Genomic DNA, 23699 nt, shown 5'->3' on the forward strand with positions numbered 1-23699 from the left:
TCACGCTGTCCCCCCGATCGGTTGCATGGCCGCCGCGCGCCGGGTGGCCAGTTCCATGATCTGTTCCTGTGTCGTTTCCTTGCCGCCCGGCAGAATCCCGGTCAGCCGCCCCTCGCACATCACCGCGATCCGGTGGCTGAGCCGCATCACTTCCGGCAGTTCGGACGAGATCACGATGATTGCCTTGCCCTGGGCCGCAAGGCTTTCAAGAAGCTTGTAGATTTCCGACTTGGCGCCAACATCGATGCCCCGGGTCGGCTCATCGAAAATCAGGATATCGCAATCCCGCAAAAGCCATTTGGCAATCACCACCTTTTGCTGGTTGCCGCCCGACAGCAGCCGGACCTCCTGGCCGTCTGATGGCGTGCGGATGCCGAGCTTGCGGATATAGTCCCTTGCAGTGCCACGCATATCCGCTTCGTTCAGCACGCCGCCTCGCCCGGTGAACGTCTTCAGCGAGGCCAGGGCGATATTGTCCCGGACCGTCATGCCTGTCGCAAGACCGAAATGTTTCCGGTCCTCTGACAGATACCCAATGCCTGCCGCGACCGCATCATGGGGCGAGGCAATTCTGACCTTACGGCCGTGCACCTTGATCGTACCGCTATCGCGCGGGTCGGCGCCGAAGATGGCCCGGGCGACTTCCGTGCGCCCGGCACCCATCAATCCGGCAAACCCCAGGATTTCCCCCTTGCGCAGCGAAAAGCTCACAGTGCGGATATCGCGCCCCCGGCTCAGATCCTGAACCTCCAGCGCAATTTCGGCCTCCGACAGGTCCGGCACCTCGACCGGCTCTTCCGTCACTTCGCGGCCGACCATCATGGAAATGATCTTCGAAATCGGTGTTTCGGCGGCCGGCACCGTCGCCACATATTCCCCGTCCCGCATGACCGTGACCCTGTCGGCAATCCGCTTCAATTCGTCCATCTTGTGGCTGATATAGATGATGCCGACCCCTTCGGCCTTCAGCCGATTGATGATGACAAAGAGTTCGGCAATCTCCGCATCATTCAACGCTGCGGTCGGCTCATCCATGATCAGAACACGGGATTTGTAGGACAGAGCCTTGGCGATCTCGACCATCTGCTGTTTGGCAATGGTCAGGGTGCCTGCAACCGCTTTCGGGTCCAGCGCCAGGTTCATGGACGCGAAAATATCCGCGGCCTGCCGGTTCAGCGCCGCCTCATCCAGACGGCCGAAGCGCTTGCGCGGCTCACGGCCAATGAAGATATTCTGGGCGACGGTCAGATCATTCATCAGGCTGAGTTCCTGGTGAATGATGCCAATGCCCTGGTCCTGCGCGGCCCGCGGCGAAGTCAGATCAACGGTCTTGCCGTCGATCTGAAGGTCGCCGCCGTCGCGCAGATAGATCCCGGCAAGGATCTTCATCAATGTCGATTTGCCCGCCCCGTTCTCGCCCATCAGGGCGTGGACTTCACCGGCCTTCAGCTCGAATTGCACATTCTTGAGGGCATGAACCCCCGGAAAGCGCTTTTCAATGCCGGTCATCTTGATGACTGGCGTCACATTCTCCTCCCCAGGATGATATCTTGAGAAGCGTGCGGTCCTGCACCCTTACGCCCCCCAATCTTGTTGACGGCAACCTCCATTGCCATGCCCAACCGGGTTTTCCCCCGCTTCCGCTGCCCGGACACCTCGGGTGTGCACTCCTCCTGACGCGGTAAGACGCCCGGGCGTGCCCCAAAGGCCTAGATCGTCACACCGCCATCCACCAGCAGCGCCTGTCCGGTGACAAACTGACTCTCATCGGACAGAAGGTAAATGGCCAGCGGCGTCACATCATCGACCACCGCCAGACGGCCCATGGGCTGGCGGGCGATGAAGTCCTTTTCCGCCTGCACCGGATCCGGCGCCGCCTCGATCCGGCCGCGCAGGGACGGCGTGTCAACCGTGCCCGGGCAGATCGCATTGCAGCGGATGCCATTTCTGACAAAATCAGCCGCAATGCCCTTGGTCAGGCCAATCACCGCAGCCTTGGTGGCCCCATAGGCAGTGCGGAACGGGAACCCTTTGATCGATCCGGCCATGGAGGACATGTTGATGATCGAGGCCGATCCACGTGTCTCCGCCCGGCGCAGCATGCCCGGCAGACAGGCCCGGCTCAGACGCATCATGGAGGTGACATTCAGGTCAAAACTGAACGCCCAATCCTCATCGGAAATGTCCAGAACCGTGCCGTGATGAACGAACCCGGCCACATTAAACAGCCCGTCCAGATCCGGAAGGTCCTCGGCAAAGTCCCGGATCGCTGCCGGGTCCGTGACATCAAGGCCATGGGTTTCCATGCCGTCAAGACCCGCCAGCAGGGCCGCGTCCTTGTCGGTCGCAATCACCCGGGCACCTTCGGCCGCGCAGGCCAGCGCGGTGGCCCGGCCCATGCCCTGGCCGGCCGCCGTAATCAAAATGGTTTTTCCGTCGAGACGCATCACATCACCGCTCCAATTTGCCAGGGCACGAATTCCACACCACCGTAGCCGAGCTTTTCACTCTTGGTCTGACTGCCGGACGCGACCTGGATCATCCGCTCGAAGATCTCCTCGCCCTTTTGCTCAAGGCTCACACCTTCGCTGACGATGTCGCCGCAATTGACATCCATGTCTTCCGACATGCGGCCATACATTTCAGAATTTGTCGCGAGCTTGATGCAAGGGGTGGGCTGGTATCCGGAGACAGATCCCCTCCCGGTTGTGAATACGACAATATTCGCCCCGGAAGCAACCTGCCCGGTGACAGAACATGGATCAAAGCCCGGGCTGTCCATGAAGACGAACCCGGCCTTGTCGATGCGCTCGGCAAATTCATAGACACCGGCAAGCGGGGCCGTGCCCCCCTTGGCCACGGCCCCGAGCGACTTTTCCAAAATCGTCGTCAGGCCGCCGCGCTTGTTGCCGGGGCTGGGATTGTTGTCCATCTCGCCGCCATTGCGGGCCGTATAGTCCTCCCACCAGCGGATGCGCTCCATCAGCTTGCGGCCAACCTCTTCGGTTTCGGCCCTGCAGGTCAACAGGTGCTCGGCCCCATAGATCTCCGGCGTCTCGGACAGGATCGTGGTGCCGCCATGGCGCACCAGAAGGTCCGACGCATAGCCCAGGGCCGGGTTCGCCGTCACACCCGAATACCCATCAGAGCCGCCGCATTGCATACCGACCGTAATCGCGCTGACCGGCGCCGGGCTTCGCTCGACCGCGTTGGCAATCGCCGCAATGCCTTCCAGCTCCTGCAGCCCCTTTTCGATGGTCCGGCGGGTGCCGCCCTCATGCTGGATGGTCATGTAGCGCAGGGCGCCATCGGCCCGGATCGGCCGGCCACCGACCAGATCGGAAATCTGCATGACCTCGCAGCCGAGACCAACCAGAAGGATGCCACCGAAATTGGGATGCTGCGCATAGCCAGACAGGGTCCGAAACAGGGCCGCATAGCCTTCATCCACCCCGGACATACCGCAGCCTGTGCCATGCACGATGGGCACCACGCCGTCCACATTGGGAAACCGGTCAAGCAAGCCGTTCTTTTGGGCCGCTTCCGCGATGAAACGGGCCACAGACCCGGAGCAGTTCACCGACGTCAGAATGCCGATATAATTTCGGGTCCCGACCTTGCCATCCGCCCGGTGATAGCCGTTGAAGGTTCTGCTGGCCTCAATGGTGGGCAGCGGGGTGTTCTGGGAGGCAAATTCATGGCTCTGCAAACTGTGCTCGGCCATGCCGATATTGTGGGTGTGAACATGTTCACCCGGCCGGATATCCGATTTCGCCTGTCCGATGACCTGGCCATAGCGCAGCACATTTGCACCTTCGGCAATCGGAGCGCTGGCAATCTTGTGTCCCGGCTGGACTGTCGACAGAAGGGGGCCTGACACGCCCTCAAGCTCGGTTCCGGCGGCCAGCGTTTGCAAGGCGATGACCACGTTGTCCTCTGCCCCGAGCCTGATAAAGCCGCTTCCGATCATGTCTGTCTCTCCCGCACCGGCAGCACCGTTGTTGTCTGGCGGCCTGAAGCTTACGAACTAGCTTGACTTGGCAGCTCTGTCAACTAACATGTTAGTCAACATAGGACGAACATGACCAGTATCGATATCAACGTGAGTGAACTTAAGGACATCAGCAGCTTTGAGGGATCGCTGGCGAACCGGGTCTATATGGCCCTGCAGGACGCAATCCTGTCGCTGCAGTTTCTGCCCGGCGAGGTCATCCGCAAGGGCCCTGTTTGCGAGAAGCTGGGGGTCTCCCGGTCGCCGGTTGCCGAAGCGATTGCGCGCCTGGCCACGGAAGGACTGGTGGAGGTCATCCCGCAATCGGGCACGCGGGTCGCCTATTTTTCCATGGAAGACATCCGGGAAGGCACCTTCGTGCGCCAGGCCCTGGAACTGGCCAGTGTGGCCAAGGTGGCCGCCGACCGGACAGAAGACCAGCTTGCCCGGCTGAACAGGAATGTGCGGCTGCAGGCCCTTCTGGTGGAAGATCAGGATTTTTCCGGCTTCTACCAGGCCGATGAGGAATTTCATGCGCTCATCATGGAATTCACCGGCTATGGCCGCATGAAAGCCATCGCCCGCATGGTCTCGCTTCAGGTGACACGGGCGCGCAAGCTGCTTTTACCGGCCCCCGGCCTCATCTCCTGCACGTTTGAAGAACATAGCAAGGTCATGGCCGCCATTGCTGACCGGGACCCGGACGCGGCTCAAGAGGCCATGCGCGCGCATTTGAACCAGTTGATGCCGCGCCTTGAGGCCCTTGCCGCCACCCGGCCGGAACTCTTTCACCCCCGCCAGATCAGGACCCCGGTATGAAAGTTACCGACACAACGCTTTTGAACAGCCGCACGCCCCGCCCGGTGCCACTGACCCGGATGGGCTTTGGCGGTGCGCCGCTTGGCAATCTTTACCGGAAAGTCTCCGACGAAAACGCCCAGGCCGCCTTGCAGGCAGCCTTTGACGCGGGCATCCGCTATTTCGATACGGCCCCCCAATATGGGCTCGGCCGTTCCGAAACCCGCTTTTCCGCCGCGCTCAAGCGTTTCGGCCGGGATCAGCTGCAACTGTCCACCAAGATCGGCCGCCTGCTGCTCGATTGCGAGCCCCATGAAGTCACCCCGGAAGCCTTTGTCGACGTGCCCCAGAAACGGATCGTCTTCGACTACACATATGACGGGGTCATGCGCAGCTATGAAGCGAGCCGGGAGCGGCTTCAAGTGGCCAATGCGGACATTCTGCTGGTGCATGATGTCTGTGTTTTTTCTCAAGGGTCGCAGGAGGCCAGCGACGCCAAGGTGAAGGAACTTTTCGACGCCGGTGGCTACCGGGCCTTGAGCGAACTGCGCGCCGCTGGCGAAATCGCCGCCATTGGTGCGGGGGTCAATGAATGGCAGGTATGCGAGAAGCTGCTCGGCCTCGGCGATTTCGACGGCTTTCTCTTGGCCGGGCGCTACACGCTTCTGGAACAGGACGCCCTGGAGAGTTTCCTGCCGCTGTGTACGCAGCGCGATGTCGGCATCATCTTGGGCGGCCCGTTCAATTCCGGCATCCTGGCGACTGGCGCTGTTCCGGGCGCCCGCTACAATTATGAAGACGCTCCAGAAGACATTCTGGACAGGGTGCGCAAGATCGAGGCCGTTTGTGCGGCCCATGACACGCCGTTGATTGCCGCAGCCCTGCAATTTGTCTTTGGCCACCCGAGTGTCAAAACCGTCATTCCGGGCGCGGTAAATGCGGCGGAAGTCACCGCCAATGTCGCCGTTCTCGAAACGCCCATTCCCGCCGGCCTGTGGTCGGATCTCAGGGCCGAAGGCCTGATCCGCCCTGATGCCCCCCTGCCCTCGGAGACCGCTGATGCTGCATAATATCGATCCCATTCTGTCGCCTGAACTGCTCTATGCCCTGCGTGCCATGGGCCATGGGGACGAAATTGTTCTGGCCGATTCCAACTACCCGGCCGAAAATGCAGGCCCCACCTGCATCCGGGCCGATGGCTCCAGCGCCAGTGATCTGCTGAAAGCGATCCTGGCCCTTATGCCGCTGGATGACTTCGTGGACGATCCCGCCCTGACCATGCAGGTCGTCGGCGACCCGGACACGATCCCGGAGGCAGTTGCGGACTTCCAGAAGATCATCAACACCACGGCCGACCACCCGGCCGAGATCAGAACTTTGGAGCGCTTTGCCTTTTATGAACGCGCCTCCAGCGCCTATGCGATCGTTCAGACCGGCGAGCGCCGTCTTTACGGCAACATCATCTTGAAAAAGGGCGTGATCCGGTGACCCGGATCGATGCCCACCAGCATTTCTGGAATCTCGAGCGAGGCGACTATCACTGGCTGACTGAAGACCTCGGGCCAATTTACCGCGATTTCGGCCCCGGGGACCTCAGCCCCCATCTTGAGCGCCACGGTGTTTCAGGCAGCGTACTCGTGCAAGCGGCCCCGACGGTGGCCGAGACCCGCTATTTGCTGTCCCTCGCCAAAACCAGCCCCTCGGTCAAAGGGGTGGTCGGCTGGGTTGATTTTGAAAGCCCGGACGCACCGGCCGTGATTGCCGGTCTGGCTAAGGACCCCAAGCTTGTCGGCCTGCGGCCGATGATCCAGGATCTTGACGATGACCAGTGGATGCTGCGCCCGGATCTGACACCGGCGTTCGAAGCCCTGATCGCCCAGGAGCTGACCTTTGATGCCCTGACCCTGCCCCGGCACCTGCCGCATCTGAAAACCCTGCTGGCGCGCCACGGCACGATGCGGGTGGTGATCGATCACGGGTCCAAGCCAGACATCAGGAGCGGGGCCTTCGACGGCTGGGCTGCCGATATGGCAGATCTGGCCGCGAGCACGCAGGCCTATTGCAAACTGTCCGGCCTTGTCACGGAAGCCTCGGCAGAGTGGACCATGGACGAGCTCGCCCCCTATGTGAACCATCTCCTGGCCACCTTCGGGCCGGACCGTCTCATCTGGGGCAGTGACTGGCCGGTCTGCCTTCTGGCCAGCAGCTATGACCGCTGGGTGGAGGCAACAGACCAGCTTCTGGGGAGCGTGGACAGCGAATGCCGCGCCGCGATCTTCGGGCACACCGCCGCCCGCGCCTATCGTCTGGAACTCTGAATTGGCAAAGGCCCGCAGTGGCGCGGGCCTTTTGCACGCTCAGATGTCGAACTTAACACCCTGGGCCAAGGGCAGCTCAGCGGAATAATTCACCGTTGAGGTTTGACGGCGCATATAGCCCTTCCAGGCATCGGAGCCGGATTCGCGGCCACCGCCGGTTTCCTTTTCCCCACCAAAGGCCCCGCCGATTTCCGCACCGGACGGGCCGATATTCACATTGGCAATGCCACAATCGGACCCCGTGGCCGACAGGAAGGTTTCCGCTTCACGCATGTTGAGCGTGAAGATGCAGGAGGACAGGCCCTGTGGCACATCGTTTTGCAGGGCGATGGCCTCATCCAGATCCTCATATTGCATCACATAGAGGATCGGCGCGAAGGTCTCTGTTTTCACCACATCGCTCTGGCCCGGCATGTCAACCAGTGCCGGGGCAACATAGGCGCCATCCGGCACATCTGTCGTCACCGGCGCTCCGCCATAAACCGTTCCGCCCTGGCTGCGGGCTTTGGCAAGGGCGGACTGCATGGTGTCCAGTGAGGCTTTGTCGATCAACGGACCGATCAGAGTGCCGTCCCGGCGCGGGTCGCCGACCGGCAGGCTCTCATAGGCCTTGACCAGTTTGGCGAGAAGGTCCTCTTTGACCGAAGAATGCACGATCAGGCGCCGCAGGGACGTGCAGCGCTGCCCGGCCGTGCCGACTGCGGAAAACACAATGGCGCGCACGGCCATTTCCAGATCGGCAGACGGGGCGACGATCATGGCATTGTTGCCGCCAAGCTCCAGGATCGGGCGTCCCCAGCGGGCGGCGACTTTCGGACCGACAATGCCGCCCATACGGGTGGAACCGGTGGCCGACAGGATCGGCACATCCCGGGACGTGACCAGAGCCTCGCCGATGCCCGCCCCGCCGATCACCACCTGCATCAGGCCGTCCGGGGCATCGCTGCCGAACCGGGCCACAGCTTTGGCGAAGATCTTCTGGCAGGCCAGCGCGGTCAAAGGCGTCTTTTCAGACGGTTTCCAGATCACCGGATTGCCGCAGACCAGCGCCAGCGCCGCATTCCAGGACCAGACCGCAACGGGAAAATTAAAGGCCGTGATGACACCGCACGGCCCCATCGGATGCCAGGTCTCCGACATCTTGTGGCCCGGCCGCTCAGAGGCAATCGTCAGCCCGTAAAGCTGACGTGACAGACCAACCGCGAAATCGCAAATGTCGATCATTTCCTGCACTTCGCCGAGCCCTTCGGAGGTGATCTTGCCCGCCTCCAGCGTCACCAGCGCGCCGAGTTCCTCCTTGGCCGCCCGCAGCTCCTCGCCCAGAAGGCGCACCAGTTCGCCCCGGCGCGGCGCCGGCAGGGTGCGCCAAGCCTTGAAGGCTTGCTGGGATTTTGCAATCACCGCAGTCATATCCGCCTCCGGCGTCTCCGCAACATTGGCGGCAACCGCGCCGTCAATCGGAGAGCAGACTGCAAGGGTCCCTCCCTTCAGTTCGCTTTGCTCGAACCCAAGGGCGCTCAAAACCTGATGATGTTCCATAGCCGTCTTTCGCAGGCGCCTAGCCGTTATAGCGGGCGCCGTTTCTCGTTTTCAAAAAGGCCTCCAGCGGCACGTCTTCCTGTTTCAGAAAGCCGGTTGCCGGAAGGGTGCCGTCGCGCACCATTTCAATGATCGCCACGACCGAAGAGGCAGTCGTCCAGGCAATCGCAGTGCGGGTCTTGCCGGCAATCTCGACCGGCTTCAGGCCCCGCACGAATTCCTTGCGCTGCATGCGCCCATCCAGCCGCCCTTCGGCCGCCACATGGATATAGACAATGTCGTTGCTGACCGGCGGCTTTGCATTCACCAGGATCTCCCCGGCCTCTTTACGCCGGTCCCGCATCAGCAACTCGTGAAAGAAGAAGTTCATCAACTGCACATGGCCCGGATAGCGCATGGTCTTGTAGTCCATGTTCGGCACCCGGTCCTTATAGGTGTCGCACATGGTGCCAAGCCCGCCGGACGTGGTGAAGGCTTCCAGCTCGACGCCGCCAATGACGATCTTTTCGATCCACTCCATGGGCGAGACCCACTTGATCTCGCCATCTTCCAGAACTTCACAATCGTTCAGATATTCGTTCACCACTCCTTCCGGGGACCAGTTGAAGGAATAGCCCATCAGGCCGGCCGGGTTCTGGGGCAACGCACCAACCCGCATCCGGCAGGAGCGGCAGTTTTCGAAGTCCTCGATCAAACTGGCGCCGACAATGCCGACAAAGCCCGGCGCCAGACCGCATTGAGGCGCCATCAGGCCCTTGGACGTTTTGGACAGCTCCATGATTGCCTTGGTGGTCGGAACGTCCTCGGTCAGGTCGAAATAATGCAGCCCCAGCGCATGGGCGACCCCGGCCACACCGGTATTCACAAAATACGGCAGACAGGACAGCACCGCATCCATGCCCGACAGCAGGGATTTCAAGACCTCCGGATCGCCCACGTCAGCCTTTTGGGCCGTAAAGGGCAGGCCACTCACCTCTTGAGCGTCAATACCGGTTACGGCAAACCCGCTGTCATGGAGCAGTTCGCCCGCCAGCGCACCGACTTTTCCCAGTCCAAGAACCGCAATCTTTTGCATGAGCGCTCTCTTCGAAGATGTTTCTCCAAAGAGACTAGCCGCCCTTGACCCGCCCTAAAACACCTGAAAAAGAGTTATATTCATGATGATTACTCATGGATTGAAAGACCGCCCATGGAACGTGACATCCCCATACCGAGCCTTTCAGTGCTGCGCTGTTTCGAGGCGGCCGCCAAACACCAGAGCTTCACGGCGGCCGCTGAAGAGCTTGGCCTGACCCAGAGCGGCATCAGCCGACAGGTGAAGGAACTGGAAGACCAGATCGGCGCGGCCCTTTTCCGCCGGGAAGGCCGGGGCATCCGACTCACGCGCGCCGGAAGGTCTCTTGCGGAAGGACTGTTTTCCGATCTCGCCCGCCTGCGCAACACCATCAGCCAGGCGGTCGCCGCCGGAGAGACCCAGGAGCTGCTGACCATCGCCGCCCTGCCCACTTTTGCGACCCGCTGGCTGGTGCCCCGGCTGAGCGCGTTCAAGGCGGCCCGGCCCCATCTCGATCTTATGATCTACAGCCGCACCGAACCGTTCGACCTTGCCGAGGAAGGCATTGATGTGGCCATTCACTTTGGCGCCAATGACTGGCCTGGCGCCAAGCTGAGCCCGCTCTGCCCGGAAGATCTGGTGGCGGTGGCCGCCCCCGCCCTGCTGGCGGCGCATCCCATTGACCAAAGGGCAGACATTCTGGCCATGCCGCTGCTGCACATGACCTCGCGCCCGCATCTCTGGGCCGCGTTTCAGGCCAGCTTGCCGGAGACTGCAGGACATGTGCAGATGGGCAGCTATTTCGACCGGTTCTCGCTGGTGATCTCGGCCGCCGTCAGCGGCCTCGGCGCCGCCATCCTGCCCACTTATCTGATCGAGGCCGAGCTCGCCGACGGGTCTCTTACGGTCCTTGCTCCAGTGCGCGACGGCTCCGATCACAAATACTATCTGGCCACCGCACCCGGCAAAGTGTCTCCGCTCTCCCATGAGTTTGTCGGCTGGATCAAGAAACAGGTCAGCCGCCGCCCTTGAGTTCCTTGCCCCGGCCGGTCAGTTCAATCCAACTCTGATCCGCCGTCTCCTCTTCCAGGACAGGACAGGCAGTTCCAAAGAGCGCCCAGGGTGTTTCGAGCCTCAACGCAGAGGCAAAAATCGGGCCTGGAACATGTTCGAGGTCGTGGAAGAGGATTATTTCGGCAAGGGTGTCGTCACACTATGCGTCCAGCTGATATGGATCCCCATGCTCTTCATCCCGCTTTCCTTTGTCGTCACCATCTTGCTGGTCGTCCTCTTCGCGCTCCTGACCCGGAACAGTGAAGACAGCACGGGCCCCGGTTCTGCACGCAACAAGCCCTTTTTGATGCTGATCCTGCTGGCGGCCTTTCAGGCCTTCCTGTCCGGCCTGCGCTGGGGATATGAAATTGAAGCCGTGCGGTTTATCACCCCGCTCTGCGCCGCATTGATGCCGTCGCTGATCTATAGCGGCGTTTCAAAACTTGTCCGGGTGGACGGCTTTTCGCGGCCCGTTCACCTGGCCATGTATGCGATCCCCTTCGCCGTCATCCTGACGCTGATGGTTGCCTGGCCTGCCGCCATTGATTTCGTTCTGCCGTTGCTTTTTCTCTCATACGCTGCGGCGATCCTGCACCTCATGTGGGCGGGACCGGATGTTCTGCAAAAAGCCCCGTTTGAAAATGCGGTCCCGGCCCACCGCGCGCTCGTCTTCGCTGCGCTGGCGCTGGTCCTGTCAGCCTTGCTCGACCTCAGCGTTTCTCTCGACATCGTCTGGACCTATGGCGAATACACGCCCGCGCTGGTGACGTTCGGCAACCTTCTGGCCCTCGTCCTGCTCTCAATTCCAGGCTTCGTGGTCGTCCAAGGCAGGACTTCCACCGAAGGCGGGATTGGGAGCCAGGGCGGAGGCGAGCGCGGGACCGCAACAGGCGGCACCGGCCCCGCGTTCGACGAGGCCGAAGACAAGCAGACGCTCGACATTGTCTCAAACCTGATGACGGCCAAGCATCTTTACCGCGACCCGGATCTCAATCTTGACCGCCTGGCGCGCCGGGCCCTGATCCCGGCCCGGCAGATTTCCACCGCGATCAACCGGGCGACCGGCAAGAATGTCTCCCAATATGTCAACGAATTCCGCATTGCCGAGGCCTGCCGTCTGCTGGCTGAAACCAGCAGGCCTGTGACGGAAATCATGTTTGAAGCCGGCTTTCAGACCAAATCCAATTTCAACCGCGAATTCCGCCGTGTGACAGATATGACACCGCTTGAATGGCGGCAGCATCAAGCAGCCGCCTCACCCGGTTAAACCGGCCCTTCCCGCGTACCAAATCACGATCAAGGACGTTCCAGATCGTGTTCAAGGTCGAGATTGACCGGAAGAAGCGGTCATCTCAGGGTCATGAACACGCTCTACGAACATGACCGCAAACTTGCAGAAACACTCCGCTCGCTTTCTCTGGAGCCAGTGCCGCAAGCCTTGCCTCCCCGCAAGTACCACATCGGGTGGCTGGCGGGCATTCCAGCCGCCGCCTGCATCGCAGCGCTCGTTCTGATAATGCCGGCTGAGATCGCCAACCACATCCGGCTCGCCGTCTCCGGGAAATGGCAGGCGCCGCAGCCGGACAGCCTGCTGGAACCGCACCCAGCCGGTGCAACTCCCGGAACGGGAAGCGCCCGCCCCGCCAACCTGCCGCCGCCGCCTTCGGCAAGCGAAATGGCCGGTTCCGGTTTTGCCGTCGCCCCCCGTTCAACACTGGTCTTTTCCAAATATGAAGGCCAGGTGACCGGGATTGCAGTCGAGGCCGGGGACCGGGTCGAGGCCGGACAAACCCTCGTTACGCTTGACGACGCCACCGCCCGCCTCGCCCTGGCCCAGGCAAAAGCTGCGCGGGTTTCTGCTGACTTGGTGCTTCAAGGCAAGACAATCGCGCTTGAACAGGCAGCAGCCTCATTGCGGCGCAATCGCATTCTGGCCAAGAGCAAAACGATATCGGTAAAAGCCCTTGAAGACAGCGCACTTAGCCTCAAAACCGCACAAAACGCCGTCGATCAGGCTGCTCAGGCCGTCAAACAGGCGGAGATTGCCGTCAAGGTTGCAGCAGAACAGGTAGATGCCCTGGTTGTGCGCGCGCCCTTTGCCGGCACGGTGACCCGGCTCAACGCCCATATTGGCGACACAGTGCTCGCACGGGCCGACAGCGTCCGGGAGAACCAGAGCCTGCTGACACTTGCCGATACCACCGCAATGGTGGTCGACGCCGATGTCTCCGAAACAAACATTGCCCGGCTTCAGCCCGGTCTTTCAGGAGAAGCCGTGCTCGACGGCTTTCCCGGCCATCCCTTCACAGTCAAAATCAAACGGATCGCCCCGGCTGCCTCGCAGGCCAAAGGCACGATCAGTCTCCGCCTGTCCTTGATCAATCCGCCGGACGGCATCCGCCCCGGCATGGCCGCGCGCATCCGCATCACCGTTCCCAATCCCAAAACGCAACCCGGAGACGCCCACTCATGAGCGAACTGACCCAAGACACCCCCTATATCTCCTTAAAAGCTGTAAGGAAGAGCTACACACTCGGCGGCGAGACGATCCCGATTTTCGCCGAACTCGATCTCGACATTCCGAAAGGTGACTTCGTCGCCATCATGGGACCGTCGGGCTCCGGCAAATCGACATTGCTTAACATGCTGGCGGGCGTGGAGCGCCCCGATGCCGGAGAGCTGCGCATCGGCAACGCCCGGCTGGACCGGATGGGCGAAGCCGCCCGCGCAGCCTGGCGGGCCCACAACATGGGCATCGTCTTCCAGTTCTACAATCTGCTGCCGATGCTCAACGCGGCCGAAAATGTCGAGCTGCCGCTCTTGTTGAAACCGCTCTCGGTGGCGGAACGGCGTGCGCGCGTCAGCACAGTGCTTGACCTCGTAGGGCTTGCGGAGCGGGAAAAACAATATCCTTCGCTCATGTCGGGCGGCCAGCAGCAGCGCGTCGGCATTGCCCGTGCCATCGCCGCTGATCCTGCCCTTCTGCTTTGCGACGAACCCACCGGCGACCTTGACCGGAAATCTGCAGACGAGGTTCTTGACATGCTGCGCCTTCTCAACCGGGAACTTGGCAAGACAATCGTGATGGTCACCCACGACCCGCAGGCCACACTCCATGCCCACCGCACGCTTCATCTCGACAAGGGTGCCTTCATCGAAGCAGAAAGGGCCGCGTAATGAGTTTCCTCACTCTTGCCAGAAAGAACGCCTGGCGGAAGCCCCTGCGCACCTTGATGCTGATCTTCTGTGTCGCTGTGGCTTTTCTGATTTATGGTTTGACGGGAAGTTTCCTTGCCGGAACGCAAGGCACAAGCGGCGCAAGCGAAGACCTGCTCGGCGTGATGAACGCGGCCGGACGCACGCAATCCCTGCCAATGGCCTATCTGCCCCGGATTGCCGCCATGCCGGGCGTAGCTGCGGTCAGCTATTCGACACGCCTTCGGGGATTTGTCGATGTGGAAAGGAATGTTGTCGCCGTCAGCGCCGTGGATGCCGCATCTATGGCCAAAGTGAGCGGCAAGGAGCTTGGCCTCACACCAGAGCTGATCGCCGCACTAGGCAGAAGCGGAGACAAGGTTCTTGTCGGCCGGGCGCTGGCACAGGCCCAAGGCTGGACCGTTGGACAACATATCACCGTCACCGCCTTCCACACGCGGAGAAAAGACGGGGACCGCACCTGGCCCTTTGAGATCGCCGGTATCTTTGACGGCGAAAACGCCAGCACCGACACCTATTTCATTCTGGCCAATTACAGCTATGTCAACCGCTCAAGGGCGGCAGGTGAAAACACGGTCGATGTCTTCGCCTTACGCCCCGAAAAAGCTCTTTCCCCCGGGGTGCTGGCAGCCCGGATCGACGCCCTGTTCGCCAATACGGCGCAGCCAACGCGCACGCAGTCGGAAAAGCAGTTTCTTGAAGCCTTTTTGCGCCAATATGCCGATGTCGGTCTGATCATCAATCTTGTGACCGGCGCGGCTTTCATTACCCTGCTGATGATCATCATAAACACCATGGTCTTTGCCATCAGGGAGCGCAGCTTCGAGATTGGCGTCCTGAAAACGCTGGGCTTTTCGCAAAAACATATTCTGCTGCTGGTTCTGGGGGAAACGCTGCTGATCTTCGCGGCAGGCGGCGCACTCGGCCTTGGGCTGGCCAAGCTTGCAACGGTCGCAACCGGGCCGCTTCTCGGCCTTGTCTTTTCTTTCGAAGTGCTGGCCAAGGGCGTTGTGATTGCCCTGTTTTTTGGTCTTGCAACCGGGCTCCTCCCGGCCATCGGCGCCATGCGCACCCCAATCAGCAAAGCTTTCAGAGTGAGATAAAGATGACCTCCAATTTGCAACAGATTCACGTCATGGTCAGGGCCAGCCTTCTCAGCCTGCCCCGGCGCTTTGCCATTGCCGCCTCCATGGTGCTGTCCGTGACGCTGGTCGTCTGCGTCCTGGCGGGTTTCCTTGCCATGGCCGCAGGGTTCGAAGCCGCATTGAAAGGAGCCGGGTCTCCCAACGCCGCAGTTGTTCTTGGCGGAGGCACAAACCAGGAGACCGGGTCCGACATTCCTGCACAAGCCATCCGCACACTCCAAGCCATGCCGGGAAACATCGGTGTTGAGCGCAATGGATCGGGCAACCTCGTCCTGTCCCGCGAAATCGTTGTGCCGGTCGAAGTGCCGCAAAATGGTGCGGGCACCCGCAAGGTTCTGGCCTTGCGCGGCATGAGCGCGGAGGGCCCTTCGCTTCGCGATGGCATCACGCTGACGGCTGGCCGCTTCGCGTCCCCCGGCGCCCGTGAAATTGTCGTCGGCAACCGGCTCGCTCGCGATTTCCCGTCCTTTGCCGTTGGAAACAAGGTGCGGCTCGGTGCCGTCGACTGGACGGTCACCGGCCAGTTTTCCGCACATGGCAGCGCTTTCGAATCTGAAATCTGGGCGCCTCTTGATGCGGTCCGCTCCACCTTCGACAGGCAGGGTCAAGTCCAGAGCCTGCGCCTGCGCCTTGAAGGGGCAGACGGCCTCAAGAACCTTGACGCCGCGCTTGGAACCATCACCACAACACCCCTCACCGCCCTGACGGAAGCAGATCTTTACGCGGCTCAGTCCTCAAGAACCGCCGATCTCATCCGCGTGTTCGGATGGCCGCTTGCGCTGTTGATGGCGCTCGGCGCGACAGCCGGCGCGCTCAATACCATGATGAGTTCGGTGTCCGACCGCACGGTCGAGATGGCAACGGTCCGGGCCCTCGGTTTCAGCCGTTTGTCTGCTTTCATCGCAACCTGGACCGAGGCCCTTGCTCTGGCGGCAATTGGCGTGGTGATCGGCCTTGCCGTCTCCTGGCTTGTGTTCAACGGCTGGCAGGCAAGCACCATCGGGGCCAACAATGCCAGCATGGCGTTTCAGCTGACCGTCAATGCCCGCGTGATGGCCACAGCCGGCGTCCTGGGGCTTGCGATAGGTGCGGTTGGTGGCCTGCTGCCAGCCTTTTCCGCAGCGCGCCTGCCCCTTGTAAAGGCCCTGCGGGCACGCGCCTGACGGGCGCCGCACCAGCAAAACGAACGGCCAAACTGACCGATTGGCAAAGAGCATCACCGCCCGCAGCGTCTCTCTTGTGCCCGCATAAGAGGGACGTTCACTCAAGACACACATCCTGAGCTTTCTGGCAACTCTCGGCAGCTGGTTTCACAGCGGAGGCCCTTTAAGGGACACCGCAGAACCAGCTGTGCCTTGCCACTTGTTTTCCCAAACGGGCGAAGCAGTCAGGTGCCTAAAATGAAATCATTTTAAGGTTGAAATTTTAAACTTGAAGGATTTTGAAAATCGTGGTTCGCTGATCCTGCGCATCAATGGAGGATCTGATGAGAATTGCATGTTTGGGCGGTGGACCGGCCGGGCTCTATTTCGCGATTTCCATGAAACTGCGCGATCCTGAGCACGAGATTATTGTGTTTGAGCGCAACCGCGCCAATGACACATTCGGCTGGGGCGTGGTCCTGTCCGATGATGCCCTGAGCCGCATGCAGGGCAATGACCCGGTCAGCACACAGGCCATTCGCGGCCATTTTGCCTATTGGGATGATATCGCGGTTGAACATGACGGGGTACGCACTGTCTCCGGAGGCCATGGCTTTGCCGGGATCGGCCGCAAGCAGATGCTGGTGCTCCTGCAGAAAAGGGCCCGCGAGCTGGGCATTGACCTGCGCTTTGAGACCGAGTTTCAGGACGCGGAAAGCTACAAGAAGGACTTCGACCTTGTGGTTGCTTCCGACGGCATCAATTCCAGGGTGCGCGCGGAATATGCGGACATCTTCAAGCCGGATATCGACCGGCGCCTGTGCAAGTTCATCTGGCTCGGCACCCACCAGAAATTCGACGATGCCTTCACGTTCATTTTTGAAAAGACGGAACATGGCTGGGTCTGGGCCCATGTCTACCAGTTCGACGACAACACCGCGACCTTTATCGTCGAATGCCTGCAGCCGACATGGGACGGCTGGGGCTTTGCGGACATGACCAAGGAAGAAACGGTCGAAACCTGCCGCCGCATTTTTGAGAATCATCTCGGCGGTCATGATCTTATGTCCAATGCCGCCCATCTGCGCGGCTCGGCGGTCTGGATGAATTTCCCCCGTGTGATCTGCGAGACCTGGTTCCACGAGAATGTGGTGCTGATGGGCGATGCGGCCGCCACCGGGCATTTTTCCATCGGCTCGGGCACACGCCTCGCCTTTGACAGCGCCATTGCCCTTGCCGACTACCTGCACAGCGAGCCGGACATGCAGCAGGCTTTCCAGCGCTACCAGGAAGAGCGGCGCCTGGAGGTGCTGCGCCTCCAGTCAGCCGCCCGCAATTCGCTTGAATGGTTTGAAAATGTGGAGCGCTATCTCGGCCAGCATCCGGTGCAGTTCAACTACAATCTCCTGACCCGCTCACAGCGCATCAGCCATGAGAACCTGCGCCTTCGCGATCCTGACTGGCTGCGCTCCGCCGAACGATGGTTCATGGATCAGGCGGGCGCCCCCGCCGATGCCCCGGTGCGGCCGCCCATGTTTGCCCCGTTCAAATTGCGGGACATGACGTTGAAAAACCGGATCGTGGTGTCCCCCATGGCCCAGTACAAGGCGGTGGACGGCACCCCGGTGGACTGGCATCTGATCCATTATGGCGAACGGGCCAAGGGCGGCGCCGGACTGGTCTATACGGAAATGACCTGTGTCAGCCCCGAAGGCAGGATCACCCCAGGCTGTCCGGGGCTCTACGCTCCCGAACACGAGGCCGTCTGGAAGCGCCTGACTGACTTTGTCCATAGGGAAACCGAGGCGAAGATCTGCTGCCAGATCGGCCATTCCGGCCGCAAGGGCTCAACACGTATCGGCTGGGAAGGCATGGACCAGCCCCTTGAGGAGGGCAACTGGGAGCTGGTCTCCGCCTCCGCCCTGCCCTGGTCAACGCGCAACGCCTCCCCCCGGGAAATCACGCTGGCCGAAATGGCCCAGATCAAGAACCAGTTCGTCACGGCCACTGAAATGGCCGAGCGGGCCGGCTTTGACATGATCGAACTCCATGCCGCCCATGGCTATTTGCTGTCTTCATTCATATCGCCTGTCTCCAATATCCGCACGGATGCCTATGGCGGTTCTTTGGAAAACCGGATGCGCTGGCCGTTGGAGGTCTTCAGCGCCATGCGGGCCGTCTGGCCAGCCGGAAAGCCCATGTCGGTGCGCATTTCCGCCAATGATTGGGTGGGTGAAGAGGGGGTCACGCCTGAAGACGCGGTTCAGATCGCCCGCCTCTTCAGCGACGCCGGAGTGGACCTGATCGACGTCTCAGCCGGTCAGACCTCACCGGAGGCAAAGCCTGTCTACGGGCGCATGTTCCAGACCCCCTTTTCCGATCAGATCCGCAATGAAGGCGGGCTCAAGACCATGGCGGTTGGCAACATCTATGAGGCAGACCATGCCAATTCCATCCTGATGGCCGGACGGGCGGATCTTGTGGCCGTTGGCAGGCCCCATCTGGCCGATCCCTATTGGACATTGCACGAAGCCGGCCGGATCGGCGACCGCGCCGCGCCCGACTGGCCCCTGCCCTATCTGGCCGGGCGGGATCAGGCCTGGCGCCTGGCCGACCGGGATGCGGAGACCTTGCGCGCATGAGTGTTCAGGACCGGCATATCATCGTAACGGGCGGCGGAAGCGGCGTTGGTGCGGCCTGTGCCCGGCTTCTGTCGCAAAACGGGGCGCGCGTGACGGTTATCGGCCGCACGGAGTCCAGCCTTGCTGCCCAGTCCCTGCCCTATCAGATCTGTGACGTCACAGATCCTTCTGCCGTTGACAGCGCTTTCAAGGCTGCCCGGGACACCTCAGGGCCCGTGGACACGGTTGTCGCCAATGCCGGGGCCGTGGAGAGCGTGCCGTTTTCAAGGATGACGCCAGAGACGCTGCAGGCGATGCTCTCCGTCAATCTGATCGGTGTCTCCAATGTCTGGCAAGCGGCCTTGCCGGATATGAAGGCCGCCGGACGGGGGCGTATGATCGCCATTGCCTCCACCGCAGGTCTCAGGGGCTATCCTTATGTCAGCGGCTATTGCGCGGCCAAACATGCGGTGGTCGGCCTGACACGGTCGCTCGGCAAGGAGCTCGCGCGCACGGGCATCACCGTCAATGCCATCTGCCCCGGTTATGTCGAAACACCGATGCTGGAACGCTCCATCGATACGATTTGCGAGAAGACCGGCATGAGCCGGGAGGCGGCGGCACAGACCCTGAAAGCGGACAACCCGCAAGGCCGCTTCATTCAGCCGGAAGAGGTGGCGGAGATGGCGATGTGGCTGTTTTCGGAGGCGGCCCGGTCCGTGACCGGCCAGGCTCTCAGCCTGTCGGGAGGCGAGCTATGAACACAGCCGCCGAACCCCTGTCAAAGGCCCGCCTGCGGGTGTGGTTGAAACTCTTGAAAACCTCAAATGAGATCGAAGCGGAAATCCGCCGCAAGCTGCGTGATCATCACACCACCACCCTGCCGCGCTTTGACGTCATGTCCGCCCTGGCCCGGTTCCCGGACGGGCTGAAGATGAGTGATCTGTCCACCTACTTGAAGGTCTCCAACGGCAATGTCACCGGCATTGTCGACAAGCTGACCGGGGACGGGCTGGCCCTGCGCGTTGCGGTGCCCGGCGACAAACGCGCCCAGATTGCCCGGTTGACCCCCAAGGGGCGGGCCGAGTTTGAAATTCTTGCCGTCGAACATGAAAGCTGGATCAACGGCCTGCTGGGAGGTCTGACATTCGAGGACCTGGACACCCTGTCCGGCACGCTGGAGCAGGTTCTGGCCCACAGCACTGAAAAGGAACTGTCCGATGCGTAGCGACGTCACCCATTTCCGCTGCGAGATCGAGGGCGGCATTGCCAGGATCCGGCTGGACCGGCCTGAACGGAAAAACCCGCTGACCTTCGAAAGCTATGCGGAGCTGCGCGACTGGTTCCGCGATCTTTCCTATGCCGAGGATGTCCATGCGGTGGTGATCCTGCCGAATGGTGGCAATTTCAGTTCCGGCGGCGATGTGCATGACATTATCGGCCCGCTGACAACCATGAACATGAAGCAGCTTCTGGCCTTCACCCGCATGACCGGCGATCTGGTCAAGGCAATGATCGGCTGCGGCAAACCCGTCATTTCAGCAGTCGACGGTGTCTGCGCCGGGGCGGGGGCCATTCTGGCAATGGCCTCCGACCTGCGCCTTGCCACCCCGGACGCAAAGGTTGCCTTTCTGTTCAACCGGGTCGGCCTTGCCGGCTGCGACATGGGCGCCTGTGCCATCCTGCCCCGCATCATCGGCCAGGGCCGGGCCGCCGAACTCCTTTATCTTGGCCGTTCCATGAAGGCTGAAGAGGGCCATGCCTGGGGTTTCTTCAACCAGATCACCAGCGCAGACACGCTGGAAACAGCCGCCCTTGACATGGCAGAGCGCGTTGTCGCCGGACCGACCTTTGCCAACGCCATGACCAAGACCATGCTCGCCCAGGAATGGTCCATGAGCCTGGAGCAGGCAATTGAGGCAGAAGCCCAGGCCCAAGCCATTTGCATGCAGGGCAATGATTTCCGGCGCGCCTATGAAGCCTTCGCCGCCAAGGAAAAACCGGTTTTCGAGGGCGACTGATGGCCGATACGAGCTTCCTCACCTGGCCGTTTTTTGACGATCACCACCGGGCTCTCGCCGAGAAACTGGAAGGCTGGGCCGCCGCCCATCTGTCAGCTCTGCCCCATGAGGACACCGATGCGCTCTGCCGCAAGCTGGTTGCGATGCTCGGAGACGCCGGGTTCCTGCGCCGATCCGGATCACCGGACGGTGTTCTGGATGTGCGCAGCCTTTGCCTGATCCGCGAGATCCTGGCCCGCCATGACGGGCTGGCCGATTTTGCCTTTGCCATGCAGGGGCTCGGCACCGGCGCGATTTCCCTGTTTGGAAGCGACGCCCAGAAAGAACGCTGGCTGCCGCTGACCCGCAGCGGCAAGGCCATTGCCGCCTTTGCGCTGACGGAACCCCAGTCCGGGTCCGATGTGGCCAATTCCACCATGACCGCCACGGCCGATGGCGAGGGGTATGTCCTGAACGGCGAAAAGACCTGGATCTCCAATGGCGGCATTGCCGATCTCTACACCCTGTTTGCCAGAACCGGCGAAGGCTCCGGAGCCCGAGGCCTCTCGGCCTTTGCCGTGACGCCGGACCTTGAAGGTTTTGAGGTGGTGGAGCGGCTGGAGACGATCGCGCCCCATCCCCTGGCCACCTTGCGTTTCACCGGCTGCCGGGTGCCGCGCTCCGCCCTGATCGGTACGCCCGGCGCAGGCTTCAAGGTCGCCATGTCCGTGCTCGACATTTTCCGCTCCACCGTGGCCGCTGCCGCCCTCGGTTTTGCCCGCCGGGCCCTGGACGAAGCGCTGGCCCGGGTGACGACCCGCACGATCCAGGGCGCGCCGCTGTTCGACCTTCAGATGGTGCAAGGCCACATTGCCGATATGGCGCTGGATATCGACGCTGCCGCGCTGCTGATCTACCGGGCCGCGTGGACCAAGGACAGCGGCGCGCCCCGGGTGACCCGGGAAGCGGCCATGGCCAAGCTGTTCTCTACCGACCAGGCCCAGAAGGTCATCGACACCGCCGTCCAGCTTCACGGGGGGGACGGGGTGCGCTCCGGCAGCGCCGTTGAAAGGCTCTACCGGGAAATCCGCGCCCTGCGCATCTATGAAGGCGCGTCGGATGTTCAGAAAGTCATCATTGCCCGCCAGACCCTTGGCGCTTTTGAAGGAGACTGATCCATGCTTGGCCCGACCGCACATGTGGACACCTTCACCCGGGACAATCTGCCGCCGGAAAACACCTGGCCGGACTTTCTGCTTGAGGGGTTCGACTATCCCGACCGGCTGAATGCGGCGGTCGAACTGACGGACAAAATGGTCGAACAGGGTTTTGGCGACCACACCGCCCTGATCGGCAATGGCCGGCGTAGAACCTACAAGGAACTTGCGGACTGGACCAACCGTCTTGCCCATGCGCTGACAGATGACCTTGCTGTCAAACCCGGCAACCGCATCCTGATCCGCTCAGCCAACAACCCGGCCATGGTGGCCTGCTGGCTGGCAGCCACCAAAGCCGGCGCCGTGGTGATCAACACCATGCCGATGCTGCGCGCAGGCGAATTGTCAAAGATCGTCGACAAGGCCGAGGTAGAATTCGCCCTGTGTGACACCAGGCTGATGGAAGAACTGGTCACCTGTGCCAAGGGCTCTGCCTTCCTGAAAAAGGTGATCGGCTTTGACGGCACCTCCAACCATGACGCGGAACTCGACCGTCTCGCCCTCGAAAAGCCGGTCGTCTACCAGGCGGTCGGCACCGGCCGCGACGACGTTGCCCTGCTCGGCTTCACGTCCGGGTCCACCGGCACACCCAAAGCCACGATGCATTTTCACCGGGACCTTTTGATCATTGCAGATGGCTATGCGCGCGAGGTGCTGGGCGTGACCCCGGACGATGTCTTTGTCGGCTCGCCTCCCCTGGCCTTCACCTTCGGCCTCGGCGGTCTGGCCATCTTCCCGCTCCGCTTTGGCGCAGCTGCCACGCTTTTGGAAACGGCAACGCCGCCCAAGATGATCGAGATCATCCAGAAATACAAAGCCACGGTCTGTTTCACCGCCCCCACCGCCTACCGTGTGATGCTGCAGGCGATGGAAGACGGCGCGGACCTGTCCTCCTTGCGCGCGGCCGTGTCGGCCGGCGAAACCCTGCCCGCCCCCGTTTATGATGCCTGGATGGCCAAGACCGGCAAACCCATGCTCGACGGCATCGGCGCAACGGAAATGCTGCATATCTTCATTTCCAACCGGTTCGAGGACCATAAACCGGCCTGCACCGGCAAACCGGTCACCGGCTATCAGGTCAAGATCATCGACCTTGAGGGAGCGCCCGTTCCAACTGGCGAGGTCGGTCGTCTGGCCGTGCGCGGCCCGACCGGCTGCCGCTATCTGGCAGATGACCGCCAGCACGGCTATGTGCAGGACGGCTGGAACATCACCGGCGACAGTTTCAGCATGAGCGAAGATGGACATCTGCACTTTGCCGCCCGCAACGACGACATGATCATCTCTGCCGGCTACAACATCGCCGGACCGGAAGTGGAGGCCGCCTTGCTGGCCCATCCGGCGGTGCAGGAATGCGCGGTTATCGGCATCCCGGACGAAAGCCGGGGCGCGATTGTCGAAGCGCATGTGGTCCTCAACGAAGGACATGAGCCTGACGAGGCCATGCGCAAAACCTTGCAGGACTATGTGAAGGCCACCATCGCCCCTTACAAATATCCACGGTCCATCGTCTTTCCGCAGACGCTGCCCAAAACGGAAACCGGCAAGATTCAACGCTTCCGCCTGCGCGCGGAAGACACATGACACAAAGGCCCCATCGGCAGC

Annotated in this window: 21 protein-coding genes; 16 read left to right on the top strand and 5 right to left on the bottom strand. The window is 61.6% G+C overall.

Going from position 1 to position 23699, the window contains the following annotated elements; all coding sequences use genetic code 11:
• From ACXAIC_RS08155 to ACXAIC_RS08165, 3 genes are all read right to left on the bottom strand, one after another.
• Positions 1 to 1509 carry a sugar ABC transporter ATP-binding protein gene (locus ACXAIC_RS08155; protein WP_475175746.1) on the bottom strand — a complete coding sequence of 503 codons (1509 nt, stop codon included), beginning with the start codon at positions 1507 to 1509 and terminating at the stop codon, positions 1 to 3.
• A 200-nt stretch (positions 1510 to 1709) separates the two neighbouring features.
• Complete coding sequence (locus ACXAIC_RS08160; protein WP_475175750.1) at positions 1710 to 2447, bottom strand: SDR family oxidoreductase; 738 nt, start codon at positions 2445 to 2447, stop codon at positions 1710 to 1712.
• The gene (locus tag ACXAIC_RS08165) at positions 2447 to 3970 is read right to left on the bottom strand and encodes a UxaA family hydrolase (RefSeq protein ID WP_475175546.1); all 1524 of its coding nucleotides are present in this window, start codon (positions 3968 to 3970) and stop codon (positions 2447 to 2449) included. Before ACXAIC_RS08165 ends, ACXAIC_RS08160 begins: the two co-directional genes overlap by 1 nt.
• Positions 3971 to 4081: 111 nt before the next feature.
• Between ACXAIC_RS08165 and ACXAIC_RS08170 the strand changes: the two genes are divergently transcribed.
• Genes ACXAIC_RS08170 through ACXAIC_RS08185 form a run of 4 tightly spaced genes read left to right on the top strand, consistent with a single transcriptional unit; the run spans position 4082 to position 7107 of the window.
• Positions 4082 to 4810 (top strand): GntR family transcriptional regulator, encoded by a 729-nt coding sequence (locus ACXAIC_RS08170; RefSeq protein ID WP_475175547.1) that lies wholly within the window; start codon positions 4082 to 4084, stop codon positions 4808 to 4810.
• The gene (locus tag ACXAIC_RS08175; protein ID WP_475175549.1) at positions 4807 to 5859 is read left to right on the top strand and encodes an aldo/keto reductase; all 1053 of its coding nucleotides are present in this window, start codon (positions 4807 to 4809) and stop codon (positions 5857 to 5859) included. Before ACXAIC_RS08170 ends, ACXAIC_RS08175 begins: the two co-directional genes overlap by 4 nt.
• Entirely contained in the window at positions 5849 to 6277 is a 429-nt protein-coding gene (locus ACXAIC_RS08180) for an RbsD/FucU family protein (RefSeq protein WP_475175551.1), read from the top strand. Before ACXAIC_RS08175 ends, ACXAIC_RS08180 begins: the two co-directional genes overlap by 11 nt.
• The gene (locus ACXAIC_RS08185) at positions 6274 to 7107 is read left to right on the top strand and encodes an amidohydrolase family protein (protein WP_475175553.1); all 834 of its coding nucleotides are present in this window, start codon (positions 6274 to 6276) and stop codon (positions 7105 to 7107) included. Before ACXAIC_RS08180 ends, ACXAIC_RS08185 begins: the two co-directional genes overlap by 4 nt.
• Before the next feature lie 39 nt (positions 7108 to 7146).
• Here ACXAIC_RS08185 and amaB read toward each other — a convergent pair whose 3' ends face one another.
• On the bottom strand, positions 7147 to 8646 hold the full coding sequence (amaB, locus tag ACXAIC_RS08190; protein ID WP_475175555.1) for an L-piperidine-6-carboxylate dehydrogenase: 1500 nt from the start codon (positions 8644 to 8646) through the stop codon (positions 7147 to 7149).
• Between the two features lie 19 nt (positions 8647 to 8665).
• Positions 8666 to 9721, bottom strand: coding sequence for a saccharopine dehydrogenase family protein (locus tag ACXAIC_RS08195; RefSeq protein WP_475175558.1), 1056 nt, complete (start codon positions 9719 to 9721; stop codon positions 8666 to 8668).
• Between the two features lie 114 nt (positions 9722 to 9835).
• On the opposite strand from ACXAIC_RS08195, the gene ACXAIC_RS08200 reads away from it, so the two are divergent.
• The 12 genes from ACXAIC_RS08200 (at position 9836) to ACXAIC_RS08255 (ending at position 23678) form a co-directional block, all read left to right on the top strand.
• The gene (locus ACXAIC_RS08200) at positions 9836 to 10732 is read left to right on the top strand and encodes a LysR substrate-binding domain-containing protein (protein WP_475175560.1); all 897 of its coding nucleotides are present in this window, start codon (positions 9836 to 9838) and stop codon (positions 10730 to 10732) included.
• 208 nt (positions 10733 to 10940) lie between these two features.
• Positions 10941 to 12020, top strand: coding sequence for a helix-turn-helix domain-containing protein (locus tag ACXAIC_RS08205; RefSeq protein ID WP_475175751.1), 1080 nt, complete (start codon positions 10941 to 10943; stop codon positions 12018 to 12020).
• A 93-nt stretch (positions 12021 to 12113) separates the two neighbouring features.
• Entirely contained in the window at positions 12114 to 13226 is a 1113-nt protein-coding gene (locus ACXAIC_RS08210) for an efflux RND transporter periplasmic adaptor subunit (RefSeq protein ID WP_475175564.1), read from the top strand.
• A complete protein-coding gene (locus tag ACXAIC_RS08215; protein WP_475175567.1) occupies positions 13223 to 13930 on the top strand; it encodes an ABC transporter ATP-binding protein in 708 nt (235 codons plus the stop codon). The genes ACXAIC_RS08210 and ACXAIC_RS08215 overlap by 4 nt, the downstream gene beginning before the upstream one ends.
• Complete coding sequence (locus tag ACXAIC_RS08220) at positions 13930 to 15072, top strand: ABC transporter permease (RefSeq protein WP_475175568.1); 1143 nt, start codon at positions 13930 to 13932, stop codon at positions 15070 to 15072. The genes ACXAIC_RS08215 and ACXAIC_RS08220 overlap by 1 nt, the downstream gene beginning before the upstream one ends.
• Positions 15073 to 15074: 2 nt before the next feature.
• Positions 15075 to 16277, top strand: coding sequence for an ABC transporter permease (locus ACXAIC_RS08225; protein ID WP_475175572.1), 1203 nt, complete (start codon positions 15075 to 15077; stop codon positions 16275 to 16277).
• A 323-nt stretch (positions 16278 to 16600) separates the two neighbouring features.
• The gene (locus tag ACXAIC_RS08230) at positions 16601 to 18898 is read left to right on the top strand and encodes a bifunctional salicylyl-CoA 5-hydroxylase/oxidoreductase (RefSeq protein ID WP_475175577.1); all 2298 of its coding nucleotides are present in this window, start codon (positions 16601 to 16603) and stop codon (positions 18896 to 18898) included.
• Positions 18895 to 19638, top strand: coding sequence for an SDR family NAD(P)-dependent oxidoreductase (locus ACXAIC_RS08235; protein WP_475175579.1), 744 nt, complete (start codon positions 18895 to 18897; stop codon positions 19636 to 19638). The genes ACXAIC_RS08230 and ACXAIC_RS08235 overlap by 4 nt, the downstream gene beginning before the upstream one ends.
• Positions 19635 to 20105: a MarR family winged helix-turn-helix transcriptional regulator gene (locus ACXAIC_RS08240; RefSeq protein WP_475175581.1), complete on the top strand. Its 471-nt coding sequence runs from the start codon at positions 19635 to 19637 to the stop codon at positions 20103 to 20105. The genes ACXAIC_RS08235 and ACXAIC_RS08240 overlap by 4 nt, the downstream gene beginning before the upstream one ends.
• A complete protein-coding gene (locus ACXAIC_RS08245; RefSeq protein WP_475175583.1) occupies positions 20098 to 20898 on the top strand; it encodes an enoyl-CoA hydratase family protein in 801 nt (266 codons plus the stop codon). The genes ACXAIC_RS08240 and ACXAIC_RS08245 overlap by 8 nt, the downstream gene beginning before the upstream one ends.
• Complete coding sequence (locus ACXAIC_RS08250) at positions 20898 to 22052, top strand: acyl-CoA dehydrogenase family protein (protein WP_475175586.1); 1155 nt, start codon at positions 20898 to 20900, stop codon at positions 22050 to 22052. The genes ACXAIC_RS08245 and ACXAIC_RS08250 overlap by 1 nt, the downstream gene beginning before the upstream one ends.
• A gap of 3 nt (positions 22053 to 22055) precedes the next feature.
• Positions 22056 to 23678 (top strand): AMP-binding protein, encoded by a 1623-nt coding sequence (locus tag ACXAIC_RS08255; protein WP_475175591.1) that lies wholly within the window; start codon positions 22056 to 22058, stop codon positions 23676 to 23678.
• Positions 23679 to 23699 lie beyond the last annotated feature (21 nt).

The organism is Roseibium sp. AWQ4_254, from assembly GCF_056161025.1.

Bases quoted from the DNA above. Each gene is read 5' to 3' on its own strand.
- ACXAIC_RS08165 (WP_475175546.1), bottom strand. From the start codon at position 3,970: ATGATCGGAAGCGGCTTTATCAGGCTCGGGGCAGAGGACAACGTGGTC.
- ACXAIC_RS08210 (WP_475175564.1), top strand. From the start codon at position 12,114: ATGAACACGCTCTACGAACATGACCGCAAACTTGCAGAAACACTCCGC.
- ACXAIC_RS08155 (WP_475175746.1), bottom strand. From the start codon at position 1,509: ATGACCGGCATTGAAAAGCGCTTTCCGGGGGTTCATGCCCTCAAGAAT.
- amaB (WP_475175555.1), bottom strand. From the start codon at position 8,646: ATGGAACATCATCAGGTTTTGAGCGCCCTTGGGTTCGAGCAAAGCGAA.
- ACXAIC_RS08225 (WP_475175572.1), top strand. From the start codon at position 15,075: ATGACCTCCAATTTGCAACAGATTCACGTCATGGTCAGGGCCAGCCTT.
- ACXAIC_RS08205 (WP_475175751.1), top strand. From the start codon at position 10,941: ATGCTCTTCATCCCGCTTTCCTTTGTCGTCACCATCTTGCTGGTCGTC.
- ACXAIC_RS08215 (WP_475175567.1), top strand. From the start codon at position 13,223: ATGAGCGAACTGACCCAAGACACCCCCTATATCTCCTTAAAAGCTGTA.
- ACXAIC_RS08230 (WP_475175577.1), top strand. From the start codon at position 16,601: ATGAGAATTGCATGTTTGGGCGGTGGACCGGCCGGGCTCTATTTCGCG.
- ACXAIC_RS08175 (WP_475175549.1), top strand. From the start codon at position 4,807: ATGAAAGTTACCGACACAACGCTTTTGAACAGCCGCACGCCCCGCCCG.
- ACXAIC_RS08235 (WP_475175579.1), top strand. From the start codon at position 18,895: ATGAGTGTTCAGGACCGGCATATCATCGTAACGGGCGGCGGAAGCGGC.
- ACXAIC_RS08255 (WP_475175591.1), top strand. From the start codon at position 22,056: ATGCTTGGCCCGACCGCACATGTGGACACCTTCACCCGGGACAATCTG.
- ACXAIC_RS08180 (WP_475175551.1), top strand. From the start codon at position 5,849: ATGCTGCATAATATCGATCCCATTCTGTCGCCTGAACTGCTCTATGCC.
- ACXAIC_RS08160 (WP_475175750.1), bottom strand. From the start codon at position 2,447: ATGCGTCTCGACGGAAAAACCATTTTGATTACGGCGGCCGGCCAGGGC.
- ACXAIC_RS08195 (WP_475175558.1), bottom strand. From the start codon at position 9,721: ATGCAAAAGATTGCGGTTCTTGGACTGGGAAAAGTCGGTGCGCTGGCG.
- ACXAIC_RS08200 (WP_475175560.1), top strand. From the start codon at position 9,836: ATGGAACGTGACATCCCCATACCGAGCCTTTCAGTGCTGCGCTGTTTC.
- ACXAIC_RS08250 (WP_475175586.1), top strand. From the start codon at position 20,898: ATGGCCGATACGAGCTTCCTCACCTGGCCGTTTTTTGACGATCACCAC.
- ACXAIC_RS08245 (WP_475175583.1), top strand. From the start codon at position 20,098: ATGCGTAGCGACGTCACCCATTTCCGCTGCGAGATCGAGGGCGGCATT.
- ACXAIC_RS08170 (WP_475175547.1), top strand. From the start codon at position 4,082: ATGACCAGTATCGATATCAACGTGAGTGAACTTAAGGACATCAGCAGC.
- ACXAIC_RS08240 (WP_475175581.1), top strand. From the start codon at position 19,635: ATGAACACAGCCGCCGAACCCCTGTCAAAGGCCCGCCTGCGGGTGTGG.
- ACXAIC_RS08220 (WP_475175568.1), top strand. From the start codon at position 13,930: ATGAGTTTCCTCACTCTTGCCAGAAAGAACGCCTGGCGGAAGCCCCTG.